19 protein-coding genes are annotated in these 13,761 nt (G+C 56.8%); 8 read left to right on the top strand and 11 right to left on the bottom strand.

The window, feature by feature from the left end:
* Positions 1 to 92 precede the first annotated feature (92 nt).
* Positions 93 to 1,463 (top strand): MATE family efflux transporter, encoded by a 1,371-nt coding sequence (locus ACR0AD_RS06625; RefSeq protein WP_480484274.1) that lies wholly within the window; start codon positions 93 to 95, stop codon positions 1,461 to 1,463.
* Here the strand turns inward: ACR0AD_RS06625 and ACR0AD_RS06620 are convergent.
* Positions 1,460 to 1,861, bottom strand: a complete 402-nt coding sequence (locus tag ACR0AD_RS06620; RefSeq protein WP_480473472.1) for a hypothetical protein — start codon at positions 1,859 to 1,861, stop codon at positions 1,460 to 1,462. The two genes, ACR0AD_RS06625 and ACR0AD_RS06620, sit on opposite strands and share 4 nt — an antisense overlap.
* Positions 1,862 to 1,863: 2 nt before the next feature.
* Complete coding sequence (locus ACR0AD_RS06615; protein WP_480484208.1) at positions 1,864 to 3,066, bottom strand: pyridoxal phosphate-dependent aminotransferase; 1,203 nt, start codon at positions 3,064 to 3,066, stop codon at positions 1,864 to 1,866.
* Between the two features lie 92 nt (positions 3,067 to 3,158).
* Between ACR0AD_RS06615 and ACR0AD_RS06610 the strand changes: the two genes are divergently transcribed.
* The 3 genes from ACR0AD_RS06610 to ACR0AD_RS06600 all read left to right on the top strand — a co-directional run bounded on the left by ACR0AD_RS06610 (position 3,159) and on the right by ACR0AD_RS06600 (position 4,381).
* The gene (locus ACR0AD_RS06610; protein ID WP_267366820.1) at positions 3,159 to 3,551 is read left to right on the top strand and encodes a helix-turn-helix domain-containing protein; all 393 of its coding nucleotides are present in this window, start codon (positions 3,159 to 3,161) and stop codon (positions 3,549 to 3,551) included.
* A gap of 29 nt (positions 3,552 to 3,580) precedes the next feature.
* Positions 3,581 to 3,805 carry a succinate dehydrogenase assembly factor 2 gene (locus tag ACR0AD_RS06605; protein ID WP_480484273.1) on the top strand — a complete coding sequence of 75 codons (225 nt, stop codon included), beginning with the start codon at positions 3,581 to 3,583 and terminating at the stop codon, positions 3,803 to 3,805.
* A 78-nt stretch (positions 3,806 to 3,883) separates the two neighbouring features.
* Entirely contained in the window at positions 3,884 to 4,381 is a 498-nt protein-coding gene (locus ACR0AD_RS06600; protein WP_480484207.1) for a MarR family winged helix-turn-helix transcriptional regulator, read from the top strand.
* On the opposite strand, the gene ACR0AD_RS06595 is transcribed toward ACR0AD_RS06600, so the two are convergent.
* The 3 genes from ACR0AD_RS06595 to ACR0AD_RS06585 are packed head-to-tail and all read right to left on the bottom strand — an operon-like array spanning position 4,382 to position 6,218.
* On the bottom strand, positions 4,382 to 5,095 hold the full coding sequence (locus tag ACR0AD_RS06595; protein WP_480484206.1) for a DUF1194 domain-containing protein: 714 nt from the start codon (positions 5,093 to 5,095) through the stop codon (positions 4,382 to 4,384).
* A complete protein-coding gene (locus tag ACR0AD_RS06590; protein WP_480484205.1) occupies positions 5,092 to 5,793 on the bottom strand; it encodes a DUF1194 domain-containing protein in 702 nt (233 codons plus the stop codon). Before ACR0AD_RS06590 ends, ACR0AD_RS06595 begins: the two co-directional genes overlap by 4 nt.
* Positions 5,790 to 6,218, bottom strand: coding sequence for a VOC family protein (locus tag ACR0AD_RS06585; RefSeq protein ID WP_209503395.1), 429 nt, complete (start codon positions 6,216 to 6,218; stop codon positions 5,790 to 5,792). Before ACR0AD_RS06585 ends, ACR0AD_RS06590 begins: the two co-directional genes overlap by 4 nt.
* A gap of 176 nt (positions 6,219 to 6,394) precedes the next feature.
* Between ACR0AD_RS06585 and thyX the strand changes: the two genes are divergently transcribed.
* Both thyX and ACR0AD_RS06575 read left to right on the top strand, forming a co-directional pair.
* Positions 6,395 to 7,303: an FAD-dependent thymidylate synthase gene (gene thyX / locus ACR0AD_RS06580; RefSeq protein ID WP_480484204.1), complete on the top strand. Its 909-nt coding sequence runs from the start codon at positions 6,395 to 6,397 to the stop codon at positions 7,301 to 7,303.
* Between the two features lie 61 nt (positions 7,304 to 7,364).
* Positions 7,365 to 7,673, top strand: a complete 309-nt coding sequence (locus tag ACR0AD_RS06575) for a hypothetical protein (protein WP_480484203.1) — start codon at positions 7,365 to 7,367, stop codon at positions 7,671 to 7,673.
* An 84-nt stretch (positions 7,674 to 7,757) separates the two neighbouring features.
* Here ACR0AD_RS06575 and ACR0AD_RS06570 read toward each other — a convergent pair whose 3' ends face one another.
* Positions 7,758 to 7,964, bottom strand: coding sequence for a cold-shock protein (locus ACR0AD_RS06570; RefSeq protein WP_008758035.1), 207 nt, complete (start codon positions 7,962 to 7,964; stop codon positions 7,758 to 7,760).
* A gap of 214 nt (positions 7,965 to 8,178) precedes the next feature.
* Here ACR0AD_RS06570 and ACR0AD_RS06565 point away from each other — a divergent pair, with 214 nt between their 5' ends.
* Positions 8,179 to 8,496, top strand: coding sequence for an ArsC/Spx/MgsR family protein (locus ACR0AD_RS06565; protein WP_480484202.1), 318 nt, complete (start codon positions 8,179 to 8,181; stop codon positions 8,494 to 8,496).
* Between the two features lie 41 nt (positions 8,497 to 8,537).
* Positions 8,538 to 8,906: a hypothetical protein gene (locus ACR0AD_RS06560; protein WP_480484201.1), complete on the top strand. Its 369-nt coding sequence runs from the start codon at positions 8,538 to 8,540 to the stop codon at positions 8,904 to 8,906.
* A 1-nt stretch (position 8,907) separates the two neighbouring features.
* Here ACR0AD_RS06560 and ACR0AD_RS06555 read toward each other — a convergent pair whose 3' ends face one another.
* The 5 genes from ACR0AD_RS06555 to thrS all read right to left on the bottom strand — a co-directional run bounded on the left by ACR0AD_RS06555 (position 8,908) and on the right by thrS (position 13,593).
* Positions 8,908 to 9,426, bottom strand: a complete 519-nt coding sequence (locus ACR0AD_RS06555) for a DoxX family protein (RefSeq protein WP_267365394.1) — start codon at positions 9,424 to 9,426, stop codon at positions 8,908 to 8,910.
* Positions 9,423 to 10,184: an HvfC/BufC family peptide modification chaperone gene (locus ACR0AD_RS06550; RefSeq protein ID WP_480485211.1), complete on the bottom strand. Its 762-nt coding sequence runs from the start codon at positions 10,182 to 10,184 to the stop codon at positions 9,423 to 9,425. Before ACR0AD_RS06550 ends, ACR0AD_RS06555 begins: the two co-directional genes overlap by 4 nt.
* Entirely contained in the window at positions 10,181 to 11,038 is an 858-nt protein-coding gene (gene bufB, locus ACR0AD_RS06545) for an MNIO family bufferin maturase (protein ID WP_480484199.1), read from the bottom strand. Before bufB ends, ACR0AD_RS06550 begins: the two co-directional genes overlap by 4 nt.
* Before the next feature lie 72 nt (positions 11,039 to 11,110).
* The gene (locus ACR0AD_RS06540) at positions 11,111 to 11,413 is read right to left on the bottom strand and encodes a BufA1 family periplasmic bufferin-type metallophore (protein WP_209503410.1); all 303 of its coding nucleotides are present in this window, start codon (positions 11,411 to 11,413) and stop codon (positions 11,111 to 11,113) included.
* A gap of 221 nt (positions 11,414 to 11,634) precedes the next feature.
* Positions 11,635 to 13,593: a threonine--tRNA ligase gene (gene thrS, locus ACR0AD_RS06535; RefSeq protein ID WP_480484198.1), complete on the bottom strand. Its 1,959-nt coding sequence runs from the start codon at positions 13,591 to 13,593 to the stop codon at positions 11,635 to 11,637.
* Between the last annotated feature and the right edge of the window lie 168 nt (positions 13,594 to 13,761).

The following is a 13,761-nucleotide window of genomic DNA, read 5'->3' as shown; positions in this document are numbered from 1 at the left end:
GCCACAGGGAAAGGTCGGGCACCAAAGTCTCAATCTGAAATATTGCAGATCCGCTCTTGTCCCGCGCCAAAGCCGCGCATATGGCTGGAGCGATGACAAAGGTGATGACATACCCGGCCCATTTTCGGGCTATTGCCGTTCTCGGCCTGCCACTGGTTGGTGGTCATCTGGCGCAATACGCAATCGGCTTGACCGACACCATCATGCTGGGTTGGTACGGGGTCGAGGCGTTGGCGGCTGTTACCTTGGCCAACAGTTATTATTTCGTGTTGTTTTTGTTTGGTGCGGGATTTGGCTGGGCAGTCATGCCCATGGTGGCCACAGCGGCGGCGGAAGGGGACGAAACCAGCATTCGCCGCTCGACCCGGATGGGGCTATGGTTGTCGTTGCTGTATGCCGTGGTTGTCATGCCCTTGCTGTGGTGGTCCTATCCGATCCTGATCGCCATGAAGCAGGAACCGCAAATTGCTGAAACCGCAGCCGAATATCTGCGAGTTGCCGGTTGGGGATTGTTTCCGGCCCTCATTGTGATGGTGTTGAAAAGCTATCTGGCGGCATTGGAGCGAACGCAGATTGTTTTGTGGATCACAATTGCGGCGGCGGCTGTGAACGGGCTGACCAATTATGCGCTGATCTTCGGCAACTGGGGTGCCCCCGAACTGGGCGTGACAGGGGCGGCAATCGCTTCGATCACGACACAAGTTGTTTCGCTGATCGCGGTTGTTATCTATGTGATCCGGACGTTGCCAGAGCATAGCCTATTCCAGCGGTTCTGGCGACCGGATTGGGAAATGTTTGCCAGCGTATGGAAGTTGGGTGTACCCATCGGCTTGACCACATTGGCCGAAGTTTCACTGTTCGCGACTTCTGCGGTGATGATGGGCTGGCTGGGTCAGGTCCCGCTGGCTGCGCATGGGATCGCCCTGAATCTGGCTTCAGCCACTTTCATGGTTCACCTGGGGCTATCAAATGCGGCGACCATCCGGGCTGGCAATGCGCTGGGTCGTCGGGACAGGGCGCATCTGGAAAAGGGCGCAATTTCCGTAACTGGTATGTCGCTGGTCATGTCGGTGGCAACCATCATTCTGTTTCTGACCTGCGCCGAGCCTTTGATTTCCCTGTTCATGGAAACAGATGACCCGCAGCGGGGCCAAATCCTGACTATCGGTACCGGATTGCTTGCCATGGCGGCTTTGTTTCAGCTGGTCGACGGCGCGCAGGTGATTGCGCTGGGCCTGCTGCGCGGGTTGCAGGATGCCAAGATCCCAATGGTCATGGCGGCGCTCAGCTATTGGGTCGTAGGGATTCCCGCGTCGTATTATTTCGGCTTTGTCCGTCATATGGACGGCATCGGCGTCTGGCTGGGCCTGGTGCTTGGTCTCGCCTTCGCAGCCGTGCTTCTCATGACCCGATTCTGGATGTATTCGGTACAGCAGATACAGGCATCGGCCGAGCCCGCCTAGTCTTTGTCCAGCCGATCTGCCTTTTTTCGCACCAGTACCGTACGCAGGTCGTGCATGGCCATCAATAACCTGTCTGTCACATCCTCCAGCTGCGTGTCGCTTGCCTTGGACTGTGCCCATTGCGTGGTCAGATTCAGATAGTCGACCGCGCGATGGATATCGTCAATGTCGCGCTGGGCCAGCAGGGCCCGGCGCTCTTCCATCCATTGGGCAATCTCGGCCTGATCCCGGTCTGACAACGTCCGCTGCCCGTGCGGCTTGACCTCGCCATTGCGGATATTGATGACGGCAATCTGGTCCATCTCGATCCGGCGCTGACGGTTTTCCGTATCGATCCGAAACACCGCAGCACCGTTTTCACGTATGCGAAAGTAATACTCAGGCAGTTCGGCGGACATGGTCACCTCAGAGAAGCACAAAAACGCTGGATGCGGCTGCAAGCTTCGGTCAGTGCCGCGTCGGACGTAGCATAGCTGACGCGGAAATTCGGCGACAGGCCAAAGGCGGCGCCAAATACAACGGCCACGTCGGCTTCTTCCAGAAGTGCGGTTGCAAAGGCTTCGTCGTCTACCAGAACGGTCCCAGCGGGCGTCGTCTTCCCGATCAATCCGGCGATAGACGGATAGACATAAAAGGCCCCTTCGGGTGTGGGGCAGGTGACGCCATCAATCTCGTTCAGCATCCGAACCACCAGATCGCGCCGGCGCCTGAATGTCTCGTTATTCGGGGCCAGAAAATCCTGAGTTCCGTTCAGGGCCTCGACGGCAGCCCACTGACTGACCGAGCAGGGGTTCGAGGTGGATTGCGACTGGATCTTGCGCATGGCCGCGATGATTTCGACCGGACCGGCAGCATAACCGATGCGCCAACCGGTCATGGCATAGGCTTTTGAAACCCCGTTGCAGGTGAGGGTTCGGTCAAATAGACCGGGTTCAACCTCGGCCGGGGTGCAGAACTCAAACCCGTCATAGGCCAGATGTTCGTACATGTCGTCCGACATGATCCAGACATGCGGATGACGCATCAGAACATCGGTCAGCGCCTTCAGTTCATCCCGACTGTACCCTGCGCCCGTTGGGTTCGAAGGCGAGTTAAAGATGAACCACTTTGTCTTGGGCGTGATGGCGGCTTCCAGTTGTTCTGGGGTCAGCTTGAAACTGTTTTCCAGCGTCGTCTCGACCACAACAGGGGTGCCACCGGCCAAAAGCACCATATCGGGGTAGCTGACCCAGTACGGTGCAGGGATGATCACCTCGTCGCCTTCATTCATCGTCGCCATCAGAGCATTGTACAGCGTTTGCTTGCCACCGGTCCCGACCGAGATCTGGGCCGGCGAATAGTCCAGCCCGTGGTCACGTTTCATCTTGGCACATGCCGCTTGTTTCAACTCGGGGATACCGTCCGGCGCGGTGTATTTGGTTTTGCCTGCTGCGATGGCCGCAACAGCGGCGTCTTTGATGTTCTGGGGCGTGTCAAAATCCGGCTCACCAGCGCTTAGGCCGATGACATCACGTCCGGCGGCCTTCAGCTCGGCTGCCTTGGCTGTCATGGCGATGGTGGGTGAAGGTTTGACGCGTGACAGTGTCGCAGACAGAAAACTCATGCTCGGCCTCGGTTTGTATGTTCAGCCCGACTGTCATAGGGTGCGTCCGAGTGACGATCAAGCAGTATAGACAATGTGAGATGGAGACCCGAATGAATGATGAAAACGACTGGTACGGTCCGGATTCTGCGACATTCGGAGACCGTCTGGCAGGCGCACGCGAAGCCGCGGGAATGACGCAGGCGCAACTGGCGCGGCGTCTTGGGGTCAAAAAGGCGACAATTTCAGATTGGGAAAACGATCTGTCCGAACCCCGGGCCAACAGGCTGTCAATGATGGCGGGCATGGTCAATGTCTCAATCATGTGGTTGTTGACCGGCGAGGGCGACGGCATGGATGCGCCCGTGGATGAGGGCGAAGGCGGGATGGAACTGTCCTCGGCCGTGGCCGAACTGCGCGCCATCCGTGCGGAAATGCGCGCCTGTTCTGAACGCGCAGCGCGTCTGGAAAAGAAAATGCGTCAGATGCTGGAGCAGAAGAATTGAGCGAACCCCGGGATGTGCGTATCAAGCGCATGCAAATGCGGTCGATGCGACGCGGCATCAAAGAGATGGACATTATCCTGTCCGCCTATGCGGGGGGCAATCTGGCCGACATGGATGCCGCCGGGCTGGATGTCTATGACGCGCTGTTGCATGAAAACGATCAGGACCTTTATCAATGGGTCACGGGGCAGGTGCAGCCTCCGGCGCGATTTGCCAGCCTGATTGCAGACATAGCGCAAACCTTTCAGAAATAAGGCAAAGTTCCGCTTAACCGATTTTTCGGATTTTCGGTTCATCGTGTGTCAAACAGCGCGACTGAATCGGAGGGTCGGATGAGTATGGAAATGCAGGTCTCCACACCAGAGACTAAGGGTTTCATAACCAGCTATCTTGAGGCGCTGGCCCTGGTGGAGCGACTGCACCGGTTGTTGCTGGATGTCATCAAGGACGAGTTTGAGCGCGTCGGCGTATTGGAAATCAATGCGGTTCAGGCGTTGTTGCTGTTCAATATCGGTGATCACGAAGTCACGGCAGGCGAACTGAAAAGCCGTGGGTACTATCAGGGCAGCAATGTCAGCTATAACCTCAAGAAACTGGTTGAGATGGGCTATATGCACCACCAAAGATGCGAGATTGATCGCCGTTCAGTTCGCGTGCGCCTGACGCCGCAAGGCAGGGAAATCCGCAATATCGTGTCCAAGCTGTTTGCACGTCACGCCGAAGGCCTGCAAGGCAGGGGGGTGCTTGGGCTTGAAGGCATCGAAGATATCACCAGTTCGCTGCGTCGCGTTGAACGGTACTGGACGGATCAGATAAGGTATATCTATTGATCAGTGGCGGGCGTCAGACAGGACAAGACTGTCCAGCTCACGAAGAAGTTTGCGGGTCATGGCCTCTTCATACGCCTCAAAGCCCAGCGCCACTTCTACGAACGCGTTTGGCCCCAAAATGACCCAGGCTGAATAGTAAGCTGAAAGTTCACCGACCTGAACATATCTCCGATCACCTTCTTTCGGATCGTCGGCGCCGATCACCAGCCCGTTAATTGTGATCCCGTCATGTCGCAAACTGGCTTTCACATCACGTGGATGCGGTCCGAGGTTATGTTTGCCATCACCGGACAGATCCAGCGTACGGCGCCAGCACCCCCTTTGCTGATCAAGCAGGGAAGAGCCAAATAACATGGCCGACCCTAGCGCCGTTCCCTGCGGCGCTGTGCTGCGCGAGGTCCGGACCAAACGATCACTGATTGCGATCAGGTCGGCGGGGGACCGTACTTCTGTCCACTCCAACAGCATCCGTTCATGTCCCCGCTCGCTCCATTCGAAGATCGCCAGACGTAAGGAGGTTGCGCCGTCCGACAACATCAGCTGGCTGACCTCGGGGCGGCTCAGGGCCGACGCCAGCCCGTCCAGTTGCAGCCTGTATTCCCGGCTGTCCACCGAACCCGACACATCCAGCCCCAGCGCAAGGGCCTGCCGGCATTCGCCAAAGGCAGGTCCTGATATCAGGCAAGCCAGAAAGACGATCACCTGACGTATCATGGGCCTTCATTCCGTAATGCACCGATTTGCAGACCGCTCAGTTCCCGTTTCAGTTTCTTTCGCATGGCGCGCTCGAAATCTTCAAACCCGGTGGCAATTTCCAAAAAGGCGCCGGGCCCGTGCAGGACGTTATTTTCGAAGAAAGGGATCAAGAACAGCTCTCCCTCGAAATCCGCCGCGTTGATCACAAGCCCATTCACGACAGTGTTTTGGAAGGGAAAGTGCCGATAGGCGATCTGCGGCCCATAGCCATCGTTGTTCGTGCCGTCGCCGGACAGGTCAATGGTTTGAAACAAGCATTGCGGCGCTTGCTCCATAAGACTTGCACCGTATGCCAACGCATAGCCCATAGCTGTTGCCGATCCGCCGTCAGATCGGACGGATTGGCTGACCTGGCTGGATGCGAACAGCAGATCACCAACGTCATCGATCATTGTCCAGTTCAGGACGACATTTTGGGTTGAGCGGCCACTCCACTCATATACCGCCAGGGCAACGGGCATCGGTGAAGAAAAGAAGGCCTCTTGCACTTCGGGTGCAATCAAGGCGGCGGCTAACCCCTGCCGTTGCAACACATCTTCGGCCTCATCGACTGAAACGGAAATATCCATCGCCAAGGCCAGCGCCAAGCGACATTGCTCGGCCTTGACAGGGCTGGCCTGAACGACCAGCCCAAACGCTATCAGCCAACGGATCACCAGTGACCACTGCTCTCCATGCTGGCCCAGGGTTCGGCTGGTTCAAGTGCTTCGCCATTCTGCAGAAGCTCAACCGAGATATTGTCGGGCGATCGAACGAAAGCCATGCGACCATCTCTTGGCGGGCGATTGATCGTAACGCCGTTGTTCTGAAGATGTTGGCAAACCTCGTAGATATTATCGACACCGTAGGCCAAATGGCCGAAGTGACGGCTGTCGGCGGGCAACTCATCATCGCCGTCCCAATTGTACGTCAACTCGATCGGCGCGTCTTCTTGTCCCGGAGGGGCCATGAAGATCAGAGAAAATCGCCCGGCTTCACTGTCATACCGGCGTGTTTCTTTCAGACCCAGAAGCTCGTAAAACGCCATGGATTTTTCCAGATCCTTCACGCGGACCATGGTGTGAAGATATTTCAGCGCCATTTCGGCCATCCTTTTTCGACTCACATTGCCAAGAGCTTAGCGCTCCGCCTCGATGTGTCGATAGAGCCCTCAGCAGCAATTTGTTTTTTGCGTCCGCTGCGGCATATATCGCGGTTCCTGTGCCGGGATCGGCGATATATAGTAGCAGGCGACTCATTGCCAGAAAGGAAGATTCGATGCCGCTGTCCCCTGACCAACAGGCCGAGATCGACGCGCAACGCGCGCAATCGCATCCCACGCGTCGAGTTGTCTCGGCGGGAATGGAAGACCACCTGTACACGGCGCATCAGGTTCTGGATCATGGCTTTGTCCGCGTGATCGACTATATGGGGGACGATGCCGCCATCTGTCAGGCTGCGCGCGTTTCATATGGCACAGGCACCAAATCCGTTCAGAATGACGAGGGGTTGATCCGGTATCTGATGCGGCACTGGCATTCCACGCCATTCGAAATGTGCGAAGTCAAATTGCATGTGAAATTGCCTGTGTTCGTGGCGCGGCAGTGGATCCGGCACCGGACCGCCAATGTGAATGAATACTCGGCACGGTATTCAATTCTGGATCGCGAGTTCTATATCCCAGCCCCAGAACATGTGGCGGCACAGTCCGAAGTGAACAATCAGGGCCGTGGGGCAACGTTGGAAGGTGAAGAGGCCGCGCGCGTATTGGAAACCCTCAAGGCCGACAGCACGCGGTGCTATGACAATTACGAGTCCATGATCAGCCAGGACGGGCAGCAGGGGCTAGCACGTGAACTGGCCCGCATGAACCTACCCGCAAACGTTTATACGCAATGGTATTGGAAGGTGGATCTGCATAATCTGTTCCACTTCCTGCGCCTGCGGGCCGATCCGCATGCTCAGTATGAAATCCGCGTTTATGCCGAGGCGATGTGCAAGATCGTCGCTGATTGGGTGCCGTTTGCGTATAAGGCGTTCGAGGATTACCGGCTGGGTGCGGTGAACCTGTCTGCCCAGATGGTCGAAAGCCTGCAACGCATGCTGGCAGGAGAGGCGGTCACGCAAGAAAACTCGGGGATGACAGCGCGCGAATGGCGTGAGTTCGAGGCGATCATTCGCAAATAGAGCTGACGAGCTGCATAGCTTTTGTCTATACGTGTCGTCATGGAATTGTTACACTTGTTCCATGGCCCGCATTTTGCATTTTGCTCTGTTATGTCTGTTTTTTGGTCTCGCCTTGCCTGCGCAGGCCAAGTCCCCCATAGCTGAGGTTTTGTGCGAACCGACGCTCCGGTTGCACCAGAAACTGGAAAGGCAGTTCGGTGCGCGGCGCGTGGCATCGGGTGTTCGCGGGCCGGAACAGATTATGGAAGTCTGGGCAAGTCAGCACGGGGACTGGACCATGGTTGTCACCTACGCGACAGGCACATCCTGCATCGTTGCCATGGGCGAAAACTGGAATACCCACGCCGACGCCAAGCCCGCGCGAGGGTAATGGAACGAAACCGGTGGGGGATGGATAACGGCCGGAAATTGGCCGTCATCCTTAATGATCAACCGCGTGTTTAGCGGGATGTCGTTACAGTGGTTTCAAATCAGCTGCCATTTGGCGGCCGTCGCGTCCGTCCTGCAACTCGTACGAAACTTTTTGGTTGTCTGCGAGTCCGGTGAGGCCGGACCGTTCTACGGCCGAGATATGTACAAACACATCTTTGCCCCCTTCGTCAGGGGCAATAAATCCATAGCCTTTAGTGGTATTGAACCATTTCACGGTGCCGGTTGGCATGTCCCGTGTCTCCTTCTACTTACGCATTGTCCCACAAATTGGTGGGGGCTGTGGTCAGCGTCACCACGAAAAAGTTGTTTTGGCACTGGCTGAACAGTCCAATTCGTGTGTTTCGCCTTTTTCAACATTGCACGGTGAAGTAAAAAATCAAGAATAACCGCAAGAAGCGGGCAAGATTGCTTAAAATCAAAGCATGGGCAGGAGCGTCAAAGACATGCAGCTTTATGGATTGAAAAACTGTGACACCTGTCGCAAGGCATTGAAATCGCTGCCAGACGTCAAATTTTCTGATGTACGCAGCGACGGTGTGCCGGGTTCGGTGCTGTCACGGGCCTTTGCCGAGTTCGGCAATGACTTGCTTAATACCAGATCGACGACATGGCGCGGATTGGACGAAACCCAGCGTGCCAAGCCCCCTTTGGAGCTTTTGAAAGAGCACCCGACCCTGATGAAACGCCCATTGATCGAAGTCGATGGCAGGCTGTTGTTGGGTTGGACAGCTGAAACCCGTGCTCAGCTTGGCATTTCCTGAACGGGTGCTTATCTGCGTGAAAGCTACAATGAGGGTTTTCAATGCGTAATGCCGCAATGTTATTGGGTGTAATCGCCGGGTTGATCGGAATGATCGTCGGGTTCTTCGGCTATGCAAAGGTGGTCGTGGTTGACCATGTCGGCGAGATTGACGGAGTTCTAAGCCAGGTCGACAATCCTGATCTGGTGCAAGCCATTTCGATTATCGCGCCCTTGCTGGCAATCGCGGGCGGGGCCATGGCACCAGCGCGCGCGTTGATTGGCGGGGTCTTGTTGCTGGGGTCAGCGGCTGCGATGTACTACGCCTTTGGTTTTGGTGTTTTCACCATGTTCCCGATCACATTTGCCGGGATCGCCGGGATACTTGGGCTGGCCGCGGGAAAACCGGACCAGCCCAAGGCACATTTCTGAGTTACTTAAGGCGAAGGATCCGGTCGAGCGAGATCGGCCCTGCGCCGTTGATGACGATCACCAGCATCAGGAAGGTCCACATCGTGCGCTGATCCATCAGGGACGGCGCCGCGTCGAACAGGCTGCCCAGTTTCACGCCATGGCCGGTGACGTCGACAAGAGTCTGCACCCAGATGAAACCGATCATGCCCAAAGCCGCCAGACGCGAGAACAGCCCAACCAGTAGAAGTGCCGGGAGCACAAATTCGGCAACCGTTCCCATGAAGATGACGATGCGTTGGAAGAACGTCATTTGGGACACGTCATACAGAACAGCCTCCGCCGCTTTGGGGAATATCTGACCAAATGCACCTGCCGAAGGCGAAAAGATCGATCCGTCGATCTTCAGCATGGCTGAGTTCCAGTAATAAACCAGAAGAACCGCAACAAAGACCAGCCGTGCCAGCGTAGGGGTCAACCAGCCAGAGGCAAGGTCCAGTTTTCCCATGGTGTTATTGTAGGTTGAGATCAAAGCAGTCATGTCTCGGGCCTTTCGATAGTCACAGAGGTTATTGCACCGCCCTGCAACAGCAGTGCCAGAGTGGTTCCAAGATCAAATTCAGGCAGTTTGGCAGTCGTTTTTTCATATGCGTCACCGATTGTGTCACCGTCCTGCATACAGGCGATCCAGTCTGCACCACCCGCCGGAAGTGGATTGGGTGTGGGATCGAACTCGGCGCGTGTGATCAACACGTCCTCTGCGCCGGCATTCGGTTTCGGTGCGTTCTCTTCGCTGTTAAATCGCCAAATCGCGAAAATTGGCCAGTCTGAGCGGATCACCTGCATGGCCGGTGCAAACTGCAACCGGGCCTGCATGACCTGTTCGGGTTCGACGGCTAGAACATCTGCCGGTGCAGGTTCGCTGTCGGCGGCGTGGTAGGACTTGCGCAAGGCAATCTCCAACCGGGCCACGTCCGGCAGGTATCCAAGATGGGCAAGTTGGGGCATTCCTGCCAGAAAATCAGGAAACGCCTCGCCATAAAACATCATCAGTGGAGAGGAGGGCGGGTGCTGACGCAGGAAAATCCCGGCCAACCCATCCATGTTCTGCGCCCCTAGCAATTTGGCAATCACAGGAAACGCCTGATGCATCGCTTCGGTCAGCGACACCGCAACGTTGTTGCGGTAAACGCTGAATCTGCGACCGGCCGGTCGCGCACCGCCGTCCAGCAATCCACCGGGAACGGGCGCTGACGCATCCATCATGGCCGCGCGGAATTCAGATTGAGAAACGCTCATACCGGTATCCGGTCCAATGCGGTTTGCGCGCGAATGGCCTCATCCCGCAGAACGGGCCAATCAGGCACATCAGTGTCCCATTCGATCAGAACGGGTTTTGGCCCCGAACGCTCCAGCACATAATCCAGCAGGGCCCACACCGGATCGACCACTTCACGTCCGTGACTGTCGATTAGCAGCGGATGACCGTGATCGTCTTCATCCTCATCATGGCCGCCAAGGTGGATTTCCGACACCTTTTCAATCGGATAGGCGTCAATATAGCCTTGTGGTGAGAAATCCAGATTGGTCGCCGAGACAAAGACATTGTTTACGTCCAGCAACAAGCCGCAACCGGTGCGCTTGGCAATCTCCCTCAGGAAATCAGGTTCGGACCAGGTGCTTTCCTCGAAGGCCAGATAGCTGGACGGGTTTTCCAGCAGCATCTGACGCCCGACGGTGTCCTGCACCTGATCGATATGTTCACAAACCCGCGTAAGAGTTTCGTCGGTATAGGGCAGGGGCAGCAGATCGTTGTAGAAATGGCTGTCATGGGTAGACCAGGCCAAATGTTCGGAAAAGCTTGCAGGGTTCAGCCAGCCGACCAGGTGTTTCAACCGGGCCAAATGATCGGAGTCCAGCGCGCCTTCACCACCAATGGACAGGCCAACGCCATGGACCGAGATTGGGAACTTTTCGGAAAGGTGGCGCAGTTGCGCCAAGGGTCGCCCGCCGTCGCCCATATAATTCTCGGCATGGATTTCCAACCATGCGACGGGCTGTGCGTGTTCAAGTATCTGAGCGAAGTGTTGCGGCTTGTAACCAACGCCCGGCGCTGCGGGCAGGCGGTTTGACCGGCAGGTGTCATCCAACATGGGCCAGTTCCTTGATCACGAAAGGGAAAGGGCGGGCGATGGTGCCCGCCCCTTGAAATCGTCAGGCCAGTCTTATGCCGGCAGGTCGCGGTCCAGTGCTTCCAGCGAACCTTTGCGCGGTGTGCCGTTTGCTTCCGCAGGCAATTCGATGTCGGCGCAGGTGCCTGCGTCAACCAAGGTCCATGCGTTGCCCTGATAATCAACGGTCGAGGTGCCCGCGCAGGTGGTGCCGGGGCCTGCGGCACAGTCGTTCTGACCGGCCAGCGATACGCCATAGCACTTTTCTTTTGCCTGTGCGCTTGCTGTGGTTGCGACACCCGATACGGCGGCTGCGACTGCGGTTGCGATAACCAGGGACTTAGCTGTGTTCGACATCTCGGTAATCCTCTTGATGACTGGGTATGTCTGCTTGTGACAATGACAAAGGTAGTGGCTTGGTGGGCAGAGTTGAATTCACGAGCCCGTGTCTCACAAGCGCGTCATGGGGCGGCCTGCCCCCTTGCAGCGTAATACACTGTTTTTGATGAAGAAAGGGTGAAATGTTACAATCCGACCCCTTAGTAGGGGTCGGATTTTTTTGGAAATGGTGCTGTTTGTTACAGCAGATCTGGCGGGGTGGCGGCGTGTGCCAGCTCTTTTGTTACAACATCAAGCGGTTGTACCTGGGTCTGTTTTTCACCCAGTCGCCGCACGCTTACGGTGCGTTCGTCAACTTCGCGGTGACCGACGGCCAGAATTACAGGTACTTTGCCGACCGAATGCTCACGGACCTTATAGTTGATCTTTTCATTGCGGATGTCGGCCTCGGCCCGCACACCCGCAGCACGCAGGGTTTCGACCACTTCGGTGACATAGTCGTCCGCGTCGGACGTGATGGACGCGACGACGACCTGACGCGGGGCCAGCCAGAACGGCAATTTGCCTGCGTGTTCCTCGATCAAGATACCGATGAAGCGTTCGAACGAACCAAGTGTTGCGCGGTGCAGCATGACCGGGCGGTGCTTGGCCCCGTCGGCGCCGATATAGGTGGCATCCAGCCGTTCGGGCAGAACGAAATCGACCTGGAAGGTGCCGCATTGCCAGTCACGCCCGATGGCGTCCGTCAGCACGAATTCCAGTTTCGGACCATAGAATGCACCTTCGCCCGGGTTCAGTTCCGGTTCGATCCCGGCGGCACGGGTGGCGGACAAAAGCGCCGCTTCGGCCTTGTCCCAGACATCGTCCGATCCGGCGCGGGTTTCGGGACGGTCTGAGAACTTCACCGAAAAATCCTCGAATCCCAGATCCTTGTAGATCACACTGAGGAAACGGATGAATTCGGCGGTCTCCGCCTCGATCTGTTCTTCGGTTGAAAAGATGTGGGCGTCGTCCTGCGTGAACCCACGCACCCGCATGATGCCATGCAACGCGCCAGAGGGTTCGTACCGGTTGCACGACCCGAACTCGGCCATGCGCAGCGGCAGGTCGCGATAGGATTTCAGGCCTTGCTTGAAAATCTCGACATGGCAGGGGCAGTTCATCGGTTTGAGCGCGTTAACGGCCTTTTCACGGGCATGTTCCTCGTCCACTTCGACGATGAACATGTTCTCCTGATACTTGTCCCAGTGGCCTGAACGTTCCCACAGTTTGCGGTCAACGACTTGCGGCGTGTTTACCTCGACATACCCACCCTTGCGCTGCTGACGGCGCATGTAATCCTGCAACTGGGTGTAGATGGACCAGCCATTGGGGTGCCAGAAGATCTGACCGGGGGCTTCTTCCTGCATGTGAAACAGGTCCATCTCGCGGCCCAGTTTGCGGTGGTCGCGCTTTGCGGCCTCTTCCAGCATATGCAGGTGGTCTTTCAGCTTTTCCTTGCCGGTGAAGGCCACGCCGTAGATGCGTTGCAGCATCGCGCGGTTGCTGTCGCCGCGCCAATAGGCACCGGCGATAGACATCAGCTTGAACGCATCACCGGGAACCTGACCGGTATGTTGCAGATGCGGACCGCGGCACAAATCCTGCCAGTGGCCGTGCCAGTACATGCGCAACGGCTCATCCCCGGGAATGGCTTCGATCAGCTCAACCTTGTAGGGCTCGTTATTGGCCTTGTAGAACTCGATGGCCCGCTCGCGGTCCCAAACCTCGGTGGTGACAGGATCGCGCTTGTTGATGATCTCTTTCATCTTTTTCTCGATGAGGCCAAGATCTTCGGGCGTGAACGGTTCTTCCCGGTCGAAGTCATAATACCAGCCGTTTTCGATAACGGGGCCGATGGTGACCTTGGTCGCAGGCCAGATTTCCTGCACGGCGCGGGCCATGATGTGGGCCAGATCGTGGCGGATCAGCTCGTTGGCCTGGACGTCATCCTTCATGGTGTGGATGGCAATCTGTGCATCGGCTTCGATGGGCCATTGCAGGTCCCAGTGTTTGCCGTCAACGGTGGCTGAGATGGCCTTTTTGGCCAGCGAACTTGAAATATCGGCAGCCACCTGCGCAGGCGTAACCCCTGCGTCATAGGAACGTGCGTTGCCATCTGGGAAAGTGAGAGAGACGGATTTTGAATCCAGGGCCATGTCGGCTCTCCTCGTCGGTTTGGCGCCCACTGAACGCCCGGTTGCGGGTTATTTGCGTCTGGCTGATGTGGCAGGTGGATATGCCTGTGTCAAGTGTAGGGGCGAGGGGCCAGCCCCTCGCGCTCCCCGGAGTATTTGAAAAAAGATGAAGTGGGCGGAATTGCACTC

It is taken from the genome of Ruegeria sp. BH8, assembly GCF_056538065.1.
The sequence above is the reverse complement of the archived record's forward strand: the minus strand, read 5'-3'. Positions and strand labels throughout refer to the sequence as shown.